Below are 16,476 nucleotides of genomic sequence, written 5' to 3' on the forward strand. Positions count from 1 at the left end.
CGGACAGCATCACTCCACTGCCGTCCAGTGTTGCAGATAGATCTGCAATTCCTTGCGCCCTTGCCATTCATTGGCCACCAGCTGATACACCGCATTGATATTGTCAGGCAGCCAGTCCACCTGATTGAACAGCATGGCGTCGAACTCCTGCCCTTGCTTGGCAATCCGTAATTTAAGATGTTTGTCTCCCACCACGCGCTGGCTCATCACGGCAAAGCGGTCGTGGAAATACGGCACCGGAAAGCCCTGCCCCCACACTTCTGCGGCCAGTTCTTCGGCAAACGGCAGATGCAGCTCACGCGCATCCAGGCTGCCGTCGGTTTCGATGGTGCGGGTGAGCTGGTTTTCGTCCAGCAACTCGCGTGCCACCTGCTCGAATGCCTGCTGGAATTCGGCAAATCGTGCTTCTGCCAGCGTCATGCCGGCTGCCATGGCATGGCCGCCAAACTTGAGGATCAAGCCCGGGTGGCGCTTGAACACCAGATCCAGCGCATCGCGCAGGTGGAAACCGGGAATCGAACGGCCAGAGCCCTTGATCTCGCCTTCATCGCCCGGCGCAAACACGATGGCCGGACGATGGAAACGTTCTTTCAGGCGCGAGGCAACAATGCCGACAACACCCTGGTGCCAGTCATCCCGGTACAGGGTAAGGGTGTAGCGGTCTGACGGGTCGATGCTGGACAGTACCGCCAGCGCTTCGTCCTGCATGCCATGCTCGATGACCCGGCGCTCGCGGTTCAGCCGGTCCAGCTCTTGCGCCAGTGTCATGGCCTGGCTTTCCGTGCCGGATAGCAGGCAGGCGATGCCCAGGCTCATGTCATCCAGCCGCCCGGCCGCATTTAGCCGGGGACCAAGAGTAAATCCCAAATCAAAGGTGTTGGCTTTGTAATGTGCACGTCCGGCAATGCGGAACAGTGCGGCAATGCCAGGCACCATGCGGCCGCTACGCATGCGGCGCAGGCCGTTTTCCACCAGGATACGGTTGTTCTGATCCAGCCGTACCACGTCAGCCACCGTTCCCAGTGCCACGTAGTCCAGCAATTCGCCCAGATTGGGTTCTGTCCGCCCGGCGTAGATGCCGCGCTGGCGTTGCTCGGCGCGCAATGCCAGCAACACATAAAACATCACTCCTACCCCGGCCAGGTGCTTGGAGGGGAATTCGCAGCCCGGCTGGTTGGGGTTGACGATCAAGGCCTGCGGCAGGGTGTCGCCAGGCAGATGATGGTCGGTAATCAGCACTTCGATGCCCAATGCACGTGCTCGCTCCACCCCTGCCACGCTGGCAATACCGTTATCGACGGTGACGATGATGTCGGGCTTGCTTTGCGCGGCCAGGTCGACAATTTCCGGCGTCAGGCCGTAACCGTATTCAAAGCGGTTGGGTACGATGAAATCCACCTTGCCGCCCAGCATGGACAGGCCTTTCACCGCCACCGAGCAAGCTGTTGCGCCATCAGCGTCATAGTCCGCCACCACCAGCATGCGCTGCCCGGAGGCAATGGCGTCGGCCAGACGGCTGGCCATGGCGGTGATGTTCTTCATGCTGTGATAAGGCAGCAGGGCCTTGAGGCTGTAGTCCAGCTCATCCGACCCGGCAATGCCGCGGGCGGCATACAGCCTGGCCATCAAGGGACTCAGGCCCTGGGCAACCAGGGTGGCATGATGTTGATCTGGAATATTGCGGGTGACGATGCGTGACATGAAGCTCTCAATACAGGGTGGCGGGCGATTGCGGGCGTTGCCAGAGTTTCCACAAATCACGGCGGCAAATGCGCAGCTTGAAGCCGGCAGCCCCATGGCATTGCAGCTGCAATTCGCTGATTTTGCCTTGCTTCAGTGCTTGCAGCAGCGGCTGGAACCAGTCGGTTTCCATGCGCTGCAATTGCTCGCGCCAGCCCCAGGCATCACGGTATTGCGCTGCCGACAGCAAAGCATCCTGCACCACCACAACATGACTATTGGCTTGCAGTGTTGCGCAGCGCGCCATCAGGCCGGAAAAATCATAGGGCATGGCATCCGTCGGGCAGTCGGCCTGCTGCTGCAAGATGGGGTCATCGCTTAGCAGCAGATCTGCCCGCGGCTGATCGGCAAGCTGGCTTGCTGCTGCACCATCCCCCCACAGCCAGACGCTGTTGACCGCCAGCTCGCCCTGCATTTCGCGGGCGTCATTCACCGGATGGGTATAAAGCAGCATCTGCATCTCGTTGAGCAAACGGCTCCAGTGCAAACCACGCGCGCCTGCGGGCAGGTGTTCATTCACGTTTTCGCCTACTGCATCCTGCAGCGGGGTGAACTGCGCCTGACTGGGCCCGGGTAGTTGCAGCAACCAGCGCCCCGGTTCGATGGCATGGAATGTCAGGCCATCTTCGGCAAAGTGCCGGTTCAGGCTTTGTACCATGGCATCGGCCTCATCCTGCGATAGCCGCATCACCCCGACATCGGCCAGCAAGGCGCGGTCGCGATCAATGCGCACGTGTACCGGGTCTGCCATCAGCCAGTCATCGCCTGACAGGTCGGCATGCTTTGCCAGTTCGCGCGCCAGTCCATGCAAAGGGAAACCGCCAGCCCGGCCATACAGCTCGGTCAGCGACAAGGCCTGGCCATGCCTGTGGCCACGGCCCAGCAGGCAAGACAAAGCGGGCAGCGACAGCCCGCGGCAAACTTCGGCGCCATCATGGACGTCCGGCCAGGCAAGTCCTGGCATCAGCAGGGTGAGCTTCATGAGTCCGTTATTTCAGATCGGCAAAGCAGCTGGCAATCGCCCGGCTGCTAGCAGTGACAAGTAGGCTGACCAGGCAAGGCACTCCGGTTTGCGACTGGAAATGTCTGCAATGCATGGCAAACCCTGTATATTGCAGTGCAACTGCAAGGCAGGCAGCAAAGTGCGGGATTATCGCAAACTGCCGGGATTACCGCAAAACCGCCTGTGCCTCGCTATACGATGCCCTGATGAAAAGCCGACACGACATGATTGAACGCTATATCGGACTGATGTCCGGCACCAGCCTGGATGGCGTGGATGCCGTCCTGCTGGAAATGGATGCCCAAGGCAAGCCGCAAGTAGTGGAAGACAGTTTCCTGCCCTTCCCCGCTGGCGTGCGTGAGCAGGTCTTGCAGCTGCAAGCCATTGGGCACAACGAACTGGACCTTGCCGCGCGCCTGGCGAATGCGCTGGCACGAATTTATGCGGATGTTGTAGCGCAACTGCTGGGCAAGGCCACCCTGCCCGCTGCAGCAATTCGCGCCATCGGCTGCCACGGCCAGACCATTCGCCATGCCCCGCAGGCCGGCTATACCTTGCAGATTGGCAACCTTGCATTGCTGGCAGAACTGACCGGCATTGACGTGATTGGTGATTTCCGCAGCCGCGATGTGGCTGCCGGGGGGCATGGCGCCCCACTGGTGCCGGCCTTTCATCAGGATGTGTTTGCCAGTGATACGGAAAACCGCGTCATCCTGAATATCGGCGGCATCAGCAATCTGACACGCCTGCACCGCAGCCTGCCGGTGATCGGCTTTGACTGCGGGCCAGGTAATATGCTGCTGGATGCCTGGTGCCAGAGTCACACCGGCAAGGCCTATGATGCCAATGGCGACTGGGCCGCCAGTGGTCGCTTGCACCTGCCCTTGCTGCAACAGATGCTGGCCGATGACTATTTCCAACTCCCGCCGCCCAAAAGCACCGGCCGTGACCTGTTTGACCTCGACTGGCTGGAGCAGCAACTTGCCGCCTGGCCAGCCCTGGATGCAGCAGATGTCCAGCACACACTGCTGCAGCTGACCGCACACAGCATCGCCGGCGAAGTTCGCCGACACTGCCCGCAAACGCAGAGCATGCATGTCTGCGGTGGCGGTGCACACAATGCGGCATTGATGCAGGCACTGCAACAGCAACTGCCGGATATCCGTATCTGCAGAACGGCCGAACTGGGCTTGCCGGTACATCAGGTAGAAGCGGCTGCGTTTGCCTGGCTGGCCTGGCGCTTTTGTCATCGCCTGCCTGCCAACCTGCCCGAGGTGACCGGCGCTGCCGGTTTGCGCGTGCTGGGTGCACTCTATCCAGCCTGAAAGCCTTGTCTCCACAGCAAAGCCTGACAACAGCAAGCGCGCCAAACGGCCTTGTCAGGCTATAATCACCCCCTGTCCTAGCCTTAAACGAGAAAAATGCGACTTTTCAAAAGAAAGGCCGTCGTCAAGAACAGCCAGACACCACTGCCCCCCAAGCTTGCCAGCCTGCTGCGTGAAGCATGGTGGTTGCTGATGGCGGTGGCTGCGGTCTACCTGGTACTGGTATTGGCCAGCTATTCACCGCAAGACCCTTCCTGGTCGCACAGTTCATCCGACCCCACGGTACGTAACTACGGCGGTGCCTTTGGTGCCTGGCTGTCCGACATGCTGCTGTATATCTTCGGCTTGTCAGCCTGGTGGCTGGTGGTGTTCTGCCTGGTTGCCATTGCCTGGGGCTACCGTCGCATGGAAACCCTGGGGTTTCGCCTGAATCCGATGACGCTGGCGGCCATGGGTGGCTTTTTCCTGTTGCTGCTGTCCAGCGCCAGTGTTGAAGGCATCGTGCTGGCGGGCAAGCAGCTCAATCTGCCGTTGTCCCCTGGCGGCATGCTGGGCCACTGGCTGGGCAAGGCGCTGGCGCATGGCCTGGGACAATCCGGCGCTTACCTGTTGCTGTCGGTAACGGCAGCCATCGGGTTTTCACTGTTTACCGGCCTGTCCTGGCTGGACATCATGGAAAAAATCGGCGGCACGCTGGAAGATGGCGTGCTCAAGGTGTGGCATGCCTGGCAGGCCCGCAAGGACCGGGAAATCGGCCGCGAAACTGCGCAGCAGCGTGAAGTTAAGGTCAGCAGCGAAAAGAAAAAGCAGGAAGACAAACCTCCAGTGCGCATTGAAGCCACTACGGCAGAGATTCCTGTTTCGCCCAAAGCACAAAAACCGGTACAGCAGTCGCTGTTTGCCGACCCCAATAGCGGCGAGCTACCCGGCCTGAGTCTGCTGGAAGCCCCCAAAGACCAGCACGAGCCGGTTTCTGCCGAGACCGTCGAGTACACATCCCGTCTGATCGAGCGCAAGCTGGCCGACTTTGGCGTGGACGTCAAAGTGATTGCCGCCTACCCCGGCCCGGTGATTACCCGTTACGAAATCGAACCTGCCGTGGGCGTCAAGGGCGCGCAAATCGTCAACCTGATGAAAGACCTGGCCCGCGCGCTGTCACTGGTCTCGGTGCGGGTGGTGGAAACCATTCCGGGCAAGACATACATGGGCCTGGAGCTACCCAACCCCAAACGGCAGATCGTCCGCCTGTCGGAAATCATCGGCTCGGATGGTTACCAGAACATGAGTTCCCGTCTGGCTATCGCCGTCGGCAAGGATATTGCCGGTCAGCCGGTGTCGGTGGATCTGGCCAAGATGCCGCATGTACTGGTGGCCGGTACCACGGGCTCAGGTAAATCGGTCGCCATCAATGCGATGATCCTGTCCTTGCTGTACAAATCCACCGCACGGGAAGTCCGCCTGATCATGGTCGACCCCAAGATGCTGGAGCTGTCGGTCTACGAAGGCATTCCGCACCTGCTGGCACCAGTGGTGACCGACATGAAGCAGGCCGCCAATGCGCTTAACTGGTGCGTCGGTGAAATGGAACGGCGCTATCGCCTGATGTCCAAGCTGGGCGTGCGCAATCTGGCCGGTTACAACCAGAAGATCAAGGACGCGGAAAAGACCGGCGAGAAGATTCCCAATCCTTTCAGTCTTACGCCTGAAACACCAGAGCCGCTGGATACCCTGCCCCTGATCGTGGTGGTGATTGACGAGCTGGCCGACCTGATGATGGTGGCGGGCAAGAAAATCGAAGAGCTGATTGCCCGGCTGGCACAAAAAGCCCGTGCTGCAGGCATTCACCTGATTCTGGCCACCCAGCGCCCGTCGGTTGATGTGATTACTGGCCTGATCAAGGCCAACATCCCCACCCGAATCGCGTTTCAGGTTTCCAGCAAGATCGACAGCCGTACCATTCTGGACCAGATGGGCGCAGAAACCCTGCTCGGCCAGGGCGACATGCTCTACCTGCCGCCTGGCTCCGGCTACCCGAACCGGGTACATGGTGCGTTTGTGGCCGATGAAGAAGTCCATCATGTGGTGGAATTCCTGAAAACCACCGGCGAGCCGGATTACATCGAAGGCATACTTAGCGGTCAGGCCGAAGCCGATGAAGCAGGCGTACCCGCTGGCGGCGATGTGGATGGCAGCGGTGAAGCCGACCCACTGTATGACGAAGCCGTGGCCATCGTGGTCAAAACCCGCAAGGCGTCCATTTCTTCGGTACAACGCCATTTGCGCATCGGTTACAACCGCGCTGCCCGCCTCATCGAGCAAATGGAAATGGCAGGCCTGGTTTCTGCAATGGAAACCAATGGCAACCGCACGGTGCTGGCACCAGCACGCGACGACTGAGCTGTAATCAACTTTTCAGACTGCCGGCCCGGTGCCGGCAGTCACAACCTGTACAGGTAGCGAGAACCCCATGTCCGGATACCTTCCAGAACCACCTTTCAGCCACGACCAACAAGCCCGCATCGGCATTCTGCTGATCAATCTGGGCACACCCGAAGCACCCACCGCGCAGGCGGTACGCCCTTATCTGAAGCAGTTCCTGTCCGACACGCGTGTCATTGAAATCCCCAAGGCCATCTGGTGGCTGATTCTGAACGGCATCATCCTCAATACCCGTCCGAAACAGTCGGCAGAAAAATATGCCAGCATCTGGCGAGCAGATGGTTCGCCCTTGTTCACTTACACCCGCAAACAAACCAGCCTGCTCAAAGGCCTGCTAGGTGAGCGGGGGCTGCGCAATGTGGTGGTGGATTTCGCCATGCGTTACGGCCAGCCTTCGGTCGAGTCCGCCATCATGAAAATGCGCGCCCAGGGTGTGGACCGGCTGCTGGTGATTCCGCTCTACCCGCAATACGCCGGCTCATCCAGTGCAACGGCGCTGGATGATGTCTACCGGGTACTGATGAAGCTGCGCAACATGCCGGAATTGCGCACCGTGCGTCACTTCCACGATGACGCGGCGTATATCGACGCACTTGCACACAAGGTGCAAACGCATTGGCAAGTGCATGGCCGGCCGGAAAAGCTGTTGATGAGCTTTCACGGCGTGCCACGTTTTACTCTGGACAAGGGGGACCCCTACCACTGCGAATGCCTGAAAACCGGACGCCTACTGGCAGAAAAGCTGGGATTGAGCCGGGAACAATATGTGGTGAGTTTCCAAAGCCGTTTTGGCCGGGCGGAATGGATCCAGCCTTATACCAGTGCAACGCTGGAAAAACTGGGTAAAGAAGGCTGTAAACGGCTGGACGTGATTTGTCCGGGATTTGTCGCAGACTGCCTGGAAACGCTGGAAGAAATAGCCATGGAAGGCAAGCACACCTTCCAGCAAGCCGGTGGAGGGGATTTCCGCTACATCGATTGCCTCAATGACGACCCGCAGTGGATTGCAGCGTTGGCAGGCATTGTGGAGAAAAATCTCCAAGGCTGGCAGGAAGTTATAGAACAAGATGCCACAATGCGCCAGCAGCGTGCGCAAGCGCTTGGTGCAGCCCGTTGAAGGGATAAAAAATAATTTGTCCGCCAATGAATAAACCCCGTTGACACCCGCGCAAACTGCTCCCCATAATCAGCGCAGCTGGTGGCCATTCCATAAGAATGGCCTGAATCAGTAAAGGGTAAAGTCTGAATTTTAATCAGGCTGCCCGCAGAGATCGCCAAGTCTACATAGATAAGATCAGGGGAAATAAAATATGAATAAGTATGCTCGTCTGAGCCTCATCGCTGCCGCTGCCATGACCCTGGCTGCTTGTGGCAAACAAGAGCAACCGGCTGCCGGTGCAGCTTCTGATCCTGCTGCTGCCGCAACCGGCGGTGACGTTACCGTCAAGATCGGTCAAGTATCCCCCATGTCCGGCCCGATTTCGCATCTGGGCAAAGACAATGAATTTGGCGCCAAGCTGGCCATTGAAGACCTGAACGCAGAAGGCGTTGAGATCGGTGGCAAGAAAGTCAAATTCGAACTGGTTTCCGAGGATGACCAGGGCGATCCGAAAATCGGTACCCAGGTTGCCCAGCGCCTGGTAGATGCTGGTGTTGTTGGCGTGGTAGGTCACCTGAACTCCGGTACCACCATCCCGGCTTCCAAGATCTACTCCGACGCCGGCCTGCCGCAGATCTCCCCGTCCGCTACCAACCCGGACTACACCAAGCAAGGTTTCAAGACCACCTTCCGCGTGATTGCCAACGACGTACAACAAGGTACTGCGCTGGGTCAATTTGCTGCTGATGGCCTGAAAGCCAAGAAGGTTGCCATTATTGACGACCGCACTGCTTATGGTCAGGGTCTGGCTGACGAGTTTGAAAAAGCCGTCAAGGCCAAGGGCCTGGAAGTGGTCAAGCGTGAATTCACCACCAACACCGCTACCGACTTCAACGCCATTCTGACCTCCATCAAGGCCACCAAGCCGGACGTCATCTTCTACGGCGGCATGGATGCACAAGCAGGCCCGCTGGCCAAGCAGATGGAACGTCTGGGCATCAAGGCCAAGCTGATGGGCGGCGATGGCTGGCAGACCCCGGAATTCATCAAGCTGGCGGGTTCCGCTTCTGAAGGACAATACTCCTCCAGCTGCGGCGTACCGCGCGACAAGATGCCGGGCTTTGCTGCTTTTAACGACAAGTTCAAGGCCAAGTTCAACACCGAAGTACAAATCTACGCACCGTATGAATACGATGCCGTACGTGTACTGGTTGATGCCATGAAGCGTGCCAAGTCCACCGATCCGAAGGTATACCTGCCCGAAGTCGGCAAGACTGACTACACCGGCGTGACCGGCCACATCGCCTTTGACGACAAGGGCGACATCAAGAATGGTGCAGTTACCGTTTACCAGGTCAAGAACGGCAAGTGGGAAGTGGTTTCCACCGTTGGCGGTGCACCGGCAGCAGCCAGCGCAGCCCAGTAATCCCTGCCTCATCCCCGAAAAAGCGCAGCCCCGGCTGCGCTTTTTTCGTTTAGATCAGGCTTTGGCATGGCCAAACTGGCAGCCATATGATGTGGATCAGCCACAAAGGTTGACGAAATGCTGCAGAACAACAAAAATGGGCGGGTCAGTGGCGTCGATTGTATCCAGTCAGCGCCATCAACAGACCCCACCACCCCCGGGGTGTGCTGACATGAAATGCCAAAAGCTTTCGTGGCGAATGACCCTTATCCAATTCTAATTAGACCAGGGCATTTCCATGTATCTCCCACGTATTACCCTTATCACCGCCGCCGTACTGGCGCTGACTGCCTGTAACAAGCAAGACGCTGCCGCCCCGCAACAAAACGCATCTGCCGCTGCCGGTGCAAGCGATGCTGTCGTCGTGAAGATTGGCTCTGCCAATCCGTTGACCGGCCCATTTGCACACTGGGGCCGTGATGCCGACAACGGCGTCAAGCTGGCTGCCGAAGAAGCCACTGCCGAGAACCTGAAACTGGACGGCAAGCCGGTCAAGTTTGAAGTAGTTTCGGAAGATGACCAGGCCGACCCGAAAACCGCCACCCAGGTAGCGCAACGCTTTGTCGACAACAAGGTTGCCGGTGTAATCGGCCACCTGACTTCCGGCGCAGCCATTCCGGCATCCAAAATCTATTCGGACGCAGGTATTCCGATGATTGCCGGTTCGGTGACCAGCCCCAAGTTCACCGAGCAAGGTTTCAAGAACACCTTCCGCATCATTGCCAATGACCAGCAGCAGGGACAGGCGCTGGCCAAATTTGCCGTGAGCGACCTGAAGCGCAGTCGCATTGCCATCATTGATGACCGCACCACCTATGGCCAGGGCCTGGCGGATGACTTTGCCAAATCGGTAGAAGCTGCCGGCGGCAAGGTGATCAAGCGCGAATTCACTACCAACAGTGCTACCGACTTCATGTCCATCCTCACCGCCATCAAGGGTGAAAAGCCGGATCTGGTGTTCTACGGCGGCATGGACGCGCAAGCCGGTCCGATGGTCAAGCAGATGCGCAAGCTGGGCATCACCGCCGACTACATGGGTGCTGACGGTGTGAATACCGCCGAATTCGCCAAACTGGGTGGCAAGGATGCCGAAGGCAGCTATGCCTCCAGCGCCGGCGCTCCCAAGGAAAGCATGCCCGGCTTTGCGGCATTCAACGACAAGTTCAAAAAGCGCTTCAATGCCGACATCCAGGCCTACGCACCGTACACCTACGATGCTACCCGCGTGATGATCGAAGCGATGAAGCGCGCAGGCTCGGCCGACCCGGCCAAGTATCTGCCGGAAATTGCCAAGACCAAGCTGCAAGGCGTTACCGGCGATATCGCTTTTGATCCCAAGGGCAATATCGTCAACGGCACTGTTTCCCTGTACCAGCTGAAAAACGGCAAGTGGGAATCGGTGGCCAAGCCTGCCGCAGCGGCAGCCAGCGCAGCACAATAAGCGCGATCCTGATCCAAACAAAAACGGCAGCCACAAGCTGCCGTTTTTGTTTATGGCCTACCGGCTCAGTCGCGGAAGCTTGCCGTCTGCCGCGTCATCGACGCCATGGCTGCCTTCTGGATGTCTTCCGACAGCAGCATGGCCGCATTCCAGGTGGCGACCTGATTCAGGCTGTCCGCCACGCTATGATCGCGCGAGTAGTTCAGCATTTCCTTGCTGCCACGCACAGCCAGCGGCGATTTGCTTGCCATCAGCGCCGCCGTTTCCAGCGCAGCTGCCAGCACGCTATTGGCATCAGGCAATACACGATTGACCAGGCCAAAGCGCAATGCCTCTTCTGCCGTGACATCCCGGCCGGTCAGCGCCATTTCCCTGGCAATCCCCTGCCCAACCACCCCTGGCAAGCGCTGCAAGGTACCAACGTCGGCCACCATGCCGATATCCACTTCGCGCACGGCAAATACCGCATCTGCTGCAGCAAAGCGGAAGTCAGCCGCCAGTGCAATATCCAGCCCGCCGCCAAGGCAGGCACCATGAATGGCGGCCACTACCGGTTTGCGACAGCGCTCCAGGCTGGATACATTGTCCTGTAATTGCAAAATCAGTCGACGCAGTTTCTCGCGCTGACGTCCTTCGCATTCGTCGGCAATGGCACCCTGGATGCCCAACAGCATGGAAAGGTCGATCCCGGAACAGAAATGCCTGCCCTGCCCAGCCAGCACCACCGCGCGCACCGCAGGCTCGGCATCAGCCCACTCCATGACCGATTGCAGCTCCTGCCACATGGTCTGGTTCAATGCATTGGCCTTGTCCGCGCGATTAAAGCGCACCAGTGCCACCTTGCCCTGCAACTCAACGTCAAAAGTCTGCCATTGCATGCCGGGCTCCTTTATTGGGGGCGTTTTTTGGGCACCCAGGCCCACACCATTTCGCAGACCACCGGCGATTCGCCCGATTCGTCCGTCACCGTGACATCCACCAGCACATCACCCTTGTCGGTGGTATACATGCTGCGGATCTGCTCATCCGTCAGCGTGGCCACCGCCCGCATGTCGCCCTGCGCGCGCTTGACGTAATTCACCTTCATCGACTTGAGCAGCATCAGCTTGTCATCCGGCACGTTCATGCCCACCACAAAGCCGCTAGCCGTTTCGGCCAGCAGCGCCATGGCGGCGGCATGCACGCCCTTGATATGGTTTTGCACCTTGCGCCGGTTGCGGATGGAAACAGTCAGGCGGGTATGCCCTGTCTGTTCAAAGCGAATGCCGGACGTGGCCAGAAACGGCACAAAGCGACCGAATAACAAGGAAAGCACCGTGCTGCGCAGGCCGACTGGCAGTCTGCCCACTTTGTCGGCAATGCGACTCATGCTGTTTTTCTGATAATCCATGCGTGTTAGCCCTCTGTTTTATGTCATGGAAGTGGAACATCCAGGCCCAGCAAGGCCCGAATCTGGATTTTCAATACATCGATCACCGCCTGGTCGGTACGTGCCAGTTGCAAGCCTCCCTGCAAGGCTGCCAGCATCAGCAGGCCCATGGCTTCCGGCGTACCGGCATAACGCATGCTGCCATCGGCACGACCGCGAGCGGCAATGCTGACCGCCCAGTCACGCATTTCATCGACAAAGGCATTGGCTTCCTGCTGCATTTCTTCCGGCAGGGTCTGGTATTCGGTCGTCAGGATGCCACTGGGGCAGATTTGCTGATCACGCTCGAAATAGGCATCGGTCAGGCTGTAGTACTGCTCCAGCTGCTGGGCAGGAGTCAGGGCCAGTTGCGCTTCGACAAAACGCTGAAAGCGGCGACGGTAACGCTGGATCAGCGCTACGCCAAGATCGGTTTTTTTGGGATAGTGATAATGGATGGCGGCGTTGCGCACACCCAGTGCCGAGCTGATGTGCTGGTAGCTGAAGGCGTTATAGCCACGCGTCAGCAACAGCTCCTCGGCAATGTCGAGAATACGTTTGCTGGTATCGGTTTTGGCATCGGCGGCAGTTTTCATCAGCAAACTTTACTTACTGGTTAGTAAGGTGTCAATCGGATGGCTCCAGCGCTGGACAGGCATGGCATATCGGTTATGATGGACGGTATTTGGCCAACCCTGAGACCGGACTTTTCCGATGCGACTCAAATTCAGCAAGATGCATGGCCTGGGCAATGACTTCATGGTAATTGACGGTGTCAGACAAACCGTCTCCCTCGATACCGACAGAATCCGCCAGCTTGGCAACCGCCACTTCGGCATTGGCTTTGACCAGCTGCTGCTGGTGGAATCCCCCCAGGAAGAAAACAACGATTTCCGCTATCGCATTTTCAATAATGACGGCAGCGAAGTGGAACAATGCGGTAACGGCGCACGCTGTTTTGCCAAGTTTGTTTGCGACCAGAAACTGACCAACAAGAAAGCCATCCGGGTTGAAACGGCCAAAGGCGTGATCATTCCGGAATACCTGGGCCAGAACCAGGCTGTGGTTGACATGGGTGTGCCGCGCTTCCGTCCGCTGGAGATTCCTTTTGTGGCAGAAGGCGAAGCCATCACCTATCCGCTGGATACCGGCGGTTACAGCTGCGACATCAGCGTGGTTTCCATGGGGAACCCGCACGCAGTGCAGGTGGTCGATAGTGTCGATACTGCACCGGTGAAAGAGTTGGGCGCACTGATCGAAACCCACCACCGCTTCCCGGAAAAGGTGAATGCCGGGTTTATGCAGATTGTTTCGCGCCATGAAATCCGCCTGCGTGTGTTTGAACGTGGTGCGGGAGAAACCCTGGCCTGCGGCACCGGAGCGTGTGCCGCGGTGGTGTCTGGCATCCGTCGCGGCTTGCTGGATAGCAAGGTGCTGGTGCATACCCGTGGCGGCGATCTGCAAATCGAATGGCATGGCGAAGGCCAGCCAGTGCGCATGACCGGCCCGGCCATGACGGTATTCCAGGGTGAAATCGAAGTCTGACTGATCGGTACACAGGCACACTACAAGGAGAATGTTGATGCAAAGCGATGAGGTTCTGGCCTTTCTGGATACCCACCCGGACTTCCTGCAGCACCATGCCGACCGCTTTGGCCTGCGCAGCCCGGCCACACAGGACCGGGTGGTGGTTTCACTGGCTGACAGACAGATGCTGGAACTGAAGGACCGTAACCGTCAGCTGGAAGCGCGCCTGCATCAACTCATCCTCCATGGCGAAGCCAATGACCAGATCATTCACAGTGCCCACCGCCTGTCTCTGGTACTGCAACGCTGCCTGAACCTGCAGCAGGTGGTGGATGGGCTGGCCAGCTGCTTCAAGCAGGACTTCTCTTTGGACCGTATGGCCTTGCGCCTGTGGCATCCGGCGGCCGAATCCTCTCCGCTCTACAATGCACGTCACGAAGTGCAGGCCCTGGCCCGCAACCTGTCTGCGCCCTACTGCGGCCCCTATGTCAATGACGAAGTCTTGGGCTGGTTCCCGGCCACACCGGTACTGCAATCATTCAGCCAGATTCCGCTGACTGATGTCAGTGGTGCGCGCTTTGGTCTGCTGGTCTTGGCCAGTGACGATGCACAGCGCTTCACCTTCGACATGCACACCCACTATCTGGCCCAAATGGGCGAAATCATTTCCGCCGCCCTGCTGCGCGTATTGGGACAAGCATGACGGCAACCCTTGGAGGCTGGCTGCTGATCCTGTTGCTGCTGGCATACCTCCTGCACATACTCTGGCGTCAGATTGCAGCACGCAGCCCGGTCGCCATTGCCAGTTTCATCGCCGCATATTTCGTGCTGGCTGCATTTTTCCGCCTGAGCGAACCCTACACGCCGCTGCGCCCGGTCTGGCTGCCTTTTGTCTATAGCTACAGCTGGCTTGCCATTGCAGCAGCGCTCTGGTTACCTGCCAGCGCCTGCCCGACCCGTCGCGGCTTATTGCTGCCTGCAGAGTCGCCACGTATCGCCGCCCTGCTGGTTTCACAACTGTGCTTTACCCTTGGCAGCCTGCTCACCGCTCCGGCACTGGAATGGCGCCCAATGGCAGCTTACGTGATGCTGCCACCACTGATGGCCGTGCTCAGTTATCTGCTATACCGGGTGTTTCTGTTTTCCCTGCAGCGGAGCAAGGATGGCATATTGAGCTGGCGCTTGTTGCTCATCGGGACAATCGCCGCACCGATAGCCAGCATGTGGCTGGGGGGGTGGATTGCGCCCATCCTGCTGGGCTGGACCTGATAGCGCTCAAATAAAAAAACCGGCTTCTGCCGGTTTTTTTATTATCTTGCTGATGAGTAATGGTGCTGCTCAGGCGAGACTGCGGCCGAGCGCCCCGGCCAGTACTGACAACTGTTGCATCAGCTGGCTGAATTCAAGCGGATTGAGCGCCTGCTCGCCATCACACCATGCATTGGCCGGGTCCGGGTGGATATCCAGCATCAGGCCATCCGCCCCGGCTGCCAGTGCCGCCCTGGCCAGTGAAGCTACCATCCATGCCTTGCCTGCAGCGTGACTGGGGTCGACCATCACCGGCAGGTGGGTTTCCCGCTTCATCACGCTAATTGCCGACAGGTCCAGCATGTTCCGGTAAGAAGTTTCAAAGCTGCGCACGCCGCGCTCACAGAAAATGATGTTGTGGTTGCCACCGGCTGCAATGTATTCGGCAGCCATCAGCCATTCACTCAGACTTGAAGACGGCCCGCGTTTCAGGATCACCGGCTTGTTGATACGCCCCACTTCCTTGAGCAGGCCGACATTCTGCATATTGCGTGCGCCGATTTCGATGACATCGACGTCATGCTCAAGAAAGGTGTCCAGCAGGCGCACATCCAGCAATTCGCTCACCATGGGCAGGCCCTGACGGCGCGCCTCCTGCTGCAGGATATCCAGTCCCTCCACGCCAACGCCCTGGAACGCATAGGGACTGGTGCGCGGCTTGAACGCACCGCCGCGCAGCAGTTTGCCGCCATGCTGACGCACCATTTGCGCGGACAGCGCCATCTGCTCCGGCGTTTCCACGGCAGCCGGGCCGGCAATCACATGAATGGCCAGACCGCCGATGGACAGCCCGCGCACCTGCACCACACTGTCGGCAGGGTGCACTTCGCGCGAGACAATGCGGTACTCCTTGACCACCCGCATCGCCCGCTCCACACCCGGCAACAAGGCAAAGGCATCCGGGCTGAATACCCGCTCATCTCCGACCGCGCCGATGATGGTGCGCTCGGTCCCGCGCGAGACGTGCTCGCTCAAGCCGGCAGCGCGAATCTTGTCCACCACCGCCTGAATGTGTTCATCCTGTGCGAAACGGTTCATCACGATAATCATGTTTATTTCCTGGCGATGGGATTGGTCTGGCTGTTATGGAGCCAGATTTTAGCAGAAGCAAGTCATGGGTACGGGCAGCTATTTACGCAAATGCTGCCATTGGCGGGACATGCGCCGCCCAAGGCGGGACCAGACCGAAGAGCGCCGCAGCCTGGTGCGCACGGCATCCAGCAAGCGATGGGCAGCCTGCCAGGCAGGTGATGCGACAAGGCGATCGTGTATGTAGTTTTTGAAGCGCATGAACAGCTGATAGGCACGGGCAAACCACTGTACGCGCATCAGCTGATTGCGGGTAAGGCTGAACAGCCGTGCAGCCACCGCAGTTCCCAGCAGCTTGGCCAGCAGAATAACCAGCAGGCCAAGTACGGCATGGCCGCGGCTGATCAGCAAGACTGCGGCCAGCTTGACCGGCAACAGCCCCAGCACCGGTAACAAAAACAGGCTCAGCGCCACCGGAGGTGAGGCACGTGCCACAGCAGCCTCCAGCTGACGCAGTACCGGCCAGCGGCCCAGCCGGGCCAGCAAGTCGGACAATTCGTCCCAGGCGAATTCTTCAAAAGCAATCAGCAAGGCTGCCAGCAGCACCAGCGGCCCTGTCAGCAAGCGACGCAAGCGCCAAAGCAAGGTTTTACGCGTTGTCGCACGGTCATCATTCATGTCGAAACCCCTGG

Annotated in this window: 15 protein-coding genes; 8 read left to right on the plus strand and 7 right to left on the minus strand. The window is 58.8% G+C overall.

Annotated elements, in window-relative coordinates; all coding sequences use genetic code 11:
- Nucleotides 1-9: 9 nt before the first annotated feature.
- Together recJ and DKK66_RS17165 are read right to left on the minus strand one after the other, a co-directional pair.
- Nucleotides 10-1,701 carry a single-stranded-DNA-specific exonuclease RecJ gene (gene recJ / locus DKK66_RS17160; RefSeq protein ID WP_131360035.1) on the minus strand — a complete coding sequence of 564 codons (1,692 nt, stop codon included), beginning with the start codon at nt 1,699-1,701 and terminating at the stop codon, nt 10-12.
- Between the two features lie 7 nt (nt 1,702-1,708).
- Entirely contained in the window at nt 1,709-2,722 is a 1,014-nt protein-coding gene (locus tag DKK66_RS17165) for a hypothetical protein (RefSeq protein ID WP_131360037.1), read from the minus strand.
- A 227-nt stretch (nt 2,723-2,949) separates the two neighbouring features.
- Here DKK66_RS17165 and DKK66_RS17170 point away from each other — a divergent pair, with 227 nt between their 5' ends.
- The 5 genes from DKK66_RS17170 (at nt 2,950) to DKK66_RS17190 (ending at nt 10,512) form a co-directional block, all read left to right on the plus strand.
- Nucleotides 2,950-4,068, plus strand: a complete 1,119-nt coding sequence (locus tag DKK66_RS17170) for an anhydro-N-acetylmuramic acid kinase (protein ID WP_242673513.1) — start codon at nt 2,950-2,952, stop codon at nt 4,066-4,068.
- 96 nt (nt 4,069-4,164) lie between these two features.
- Nucleotides 4,165-6,465 (plus strand): DNA translocase FtsK, encoded by a 2,301-nt coding sequence (locus DKK66_RS17175; RefSeq protein WP_062786845.1) that lies wholly within the window; start codon nt 4,165-4,167, stop codon nt 6,463-6,465.
- A 70-nt stretch (nt 6,466-6,535) separates the two neighbouring features.
- Complete coding sequence (gene hemH / locus DKK66_RS17180) at nt 6,536-7,624, plus strand: ferrochelatase (RefSeq protein ID WP_131360039.1); 1,089 nt, start codon at nt 6,536-6,538, stop codon at nt 7,622-7,624.
- Nucleotides 7,625-7,817: 193 nt separating this feature from the next.
- Nucleotides 7,818-9,032, plus strand: coding sequence for a branched-chain amino acid ABC transporter substrate-binding protein (locus DKK66_RS17185; protein WP_131360041.1), 1,215 nt, complete (start codon nt 7,818-7,820; stop codon nt 9,030-9,032).
- 277 nt (nt 9,033-9,309) lie between these two features.
- Entirely contained in the window at nt 9,310-10,512 is a 1,203-nt protein-coding gene (locus tag DKK66_RS17190; protein ID WP_131360043.1) for a branched-chain amino acid ABC transporter substrate-binding protein, read from the plus strand.
- Nucleotides 10,513-10,577: 65 nt separating this feature from the next.
- Here the strand turns inward: DKK66_RS17190 and DKK66_RS17195 are convergent, their stop codons facing one another.
- Genes DKK66_RS17195 through DKK66_RS17205 form a run of 3 tightly spaced genes read right to left on the minus strand, consistent with a single transcriptional unit; the run spans nt 10,578 to nt 12,516 of the window.
- Nucleotides 10,578-11,390 (minus strand): crotonase/enoyl-CoA hydratase family protein, encoded by an 813-nt coding sequence (locus DKK66_RS17195; RefSeq protein ID WP_131360045.1) that lies wholly within the window; start codon nt 11,388-11,390, stop codon nt 10,578-10,580.
- 11 nt (nt 11,391-11,401) lie between these two features.
- Nucleotides 11,402-11,881 carry a DUF4442 domain-containing protein gene (locus tag DKK66_RS17200; protein ID WP_242673514.1) on the minus strand — a complete coding sequence of 160 codons (480 nt, stop codon included), beginning with the start codon at nt 11,879-11,881 and terminating at the stop codon, nt 11,402-11,404.
- Between the two features lie 44 nt (nt 11,882-11,925).
- Nucleotides 11,926-12,516: a TetR/AcrR family transcriptional regulator gene (locus tag DKK66_RS17205; protein ID WP_045846926.1), complete on the minus strand. Its 591-nt coding sequence runs from the start codon at nt 12,514-12,516 to the stop codon at nt 11,926-11,928.
- A gap of 118 nt (nt 12,517-12,634) precedes the next feature.
- On the opposite strand from DKK66_RS17205, the gene dapF reads away from it, so the two are divergent.
- From dapF to DKK66_RS17220, 3 genes are read left to right on the plus strand one after another with little or no spacing between them, the layout of a single operon-like run.
- A complete protein-coding gene (dapF, locus tag DKK66_RS17210) occupies nt 12,635-13,465 on the plus strand; it encodes a diaminopimelate epimerase (protein ID WP_045846925.1) in 831 nt (276 codons plus the stop codon).
- Between the two features lie 37 nt (nt 13,466-13,502).
- Nucleotides 13,503-14,150, plus strand: coding sequence for a DUF484 family protein (locus tag DKK66_RS17215; RefSeq protein ID WP_045846924.1), 648 nt, complete (start codon nt 13,503-13,505; stop codon nt 14,148-14,150).
- Nucleotides 14,147-14,716, plus strand: coding sequence for a hypothetical protein (locus DKK66_RS17220; RefSeq protein WP_131360048.1), 570 nt, complete (start codon nt 14,147-14,149; stop codon nt 14,714-14,716). The genes DKK66_RS17215 and DKK66_RS17220 overlap by 4 nt, the downstream gene beginning before the upstream one ends.
- A gap of 69 nt (nt 14,717-14,785) precedes the next feature.
- Here the strand turns inward: DKK66_RS17220 and aroF are convergent, their stop codons facing one another.
- Nucleotides 14,786-15,805: a 3-deoxy-7-phosphoheptulonate synthase gene (gene aroF / locus DKK66_RS17225; protein ID WP_131360050.1), complete on the minus strand. Its 1,020-nt coding sequence runs from the start codon at nt 15,803-15,805 to the stop codon at nt 14,786-14,788.
- Between the two features lie 78 nt (nt 15,806-15,883).
- The gene (locus DKK66_RS17230; RefSeq protein ID WP_131360052.1) at nt 15,884-16,462 is read right to left on the minus strand and encodes a hypothetical protein; all 579 of its coding nucleotides are present in this window, start codon (nt 16,460-16,462) and stop codon (nt 15,884-15,886) included.
- Between the last annotated feature and the right edge of the window lie 14 nt (nt 16,463-16,476).

This window comes from Aquitalea sp. USM4 (assembly GCF_004328945.1).
Taxonomy (GTDB): Bacteria; Pseudomonadota; Gammaproteobacteria; order Burkholderiales; family Chromobacteriaceae; genus Aquitalea; species Aquitalea pelogenes.

Coding starts and splice junctions, on each gene's coding strand:
- recJ (WP_131360035.1), bottom strand. CDS start 1,701: ATGTCACGCATCGTCACCCGCAATATTCCAGATCAACATCATGCCACC.
- DKK66_RS17165 (WP_131360037.1), bottom strand. CDS start 2,722: ATGAAGCTCACCCTGCTGATGCCAGGACTTGCCTGGCCGGACGTCCAT.
- DKK66_RS17215 (WP_045846924.1), top strand. CDS start 13,503: ATGCAAAGCGATGAGGTTCTGGCCTTTCTGGATACCCACCCGGACTTC.
- DKK66_RS17220 (WP_131360048.1), top strand. CDS start 14,147: ATGACGGCAACCCTTGGAGGCTGGCTGCTGATCCTGTTGCTGCTGGCA.
- DKK66_RS17230 (WP_131360052.1), bottom strand. CDS start 16,462: ATGAATGATGACCGTGCGACAACGCGTAAAACCTTGCTTTGGCGCTTG.
- hemH (WP_131360039.1), top strand. CDS start 6,536: ATGTCCGGATACCTTCCAGAACCACCTTTCAGCCACGACCAACAAGCC.
- aroF (WP_131360050.1), bottom strand. CDS start 15,805: ATGATTATCGTGATGAACCGTTTCGCACAGGATGAACACATTCAGGCG.
- dapF (WP_045846925.1), top strand. CDS start 12,635: ATGCGACTCAAATTCAGCAAGATGCATGGCCTGGGCAATGACTTCATG.
- DKK66_RS17195 (WP_131360045.1), bottom strand. CDS start 11,390: ATGCAATGGCAGACTTTTGACGTTGAGTTGCAGGGCAAGGTGGCACTG.
- DKK66_RS17170 (WP_242673513.1), top strand. CDS start 2,950: ATGAAAAGCCGACACGACATGATTGAACGCTATATCGGACTGATGTCC.
- DKK66_RS17175 (WP_062786845.1), top strand. CDS start 4,165: ATGCGACTTTTCAAAAGAAAGGCCGTCGTCAAGAACAGCCAGACACCA.
- DKK66_RS17185 (WP_131360041.1), top strand. CDS start 7,818: ATGAATAAGTATGCTCGTCTGAGCCTCATCGCTGCCGCTGCCATGACC.
- DKK66_RS17190 (WP_131360043.1), top strand. CDS start 9,310: ATGTATCTCCCACGTATTACCCTTATCACCGCCGCCGTACTGGCGCTG.
- DKK66_RS17205 (WP_045846926.1), bottom strand. CDS start 12,516: ATGAAAACTGCCGCCGATGCCAAAACCGATACCAGCAAACGTATTCTC.
- DKK66_RS17200 (WP_242673514.1), bottom strand. CDS start 11,881: ATGAGTCGCATTGCCGACAAAGTGGGCAGACTGCCAGTCGGCCTGCGC.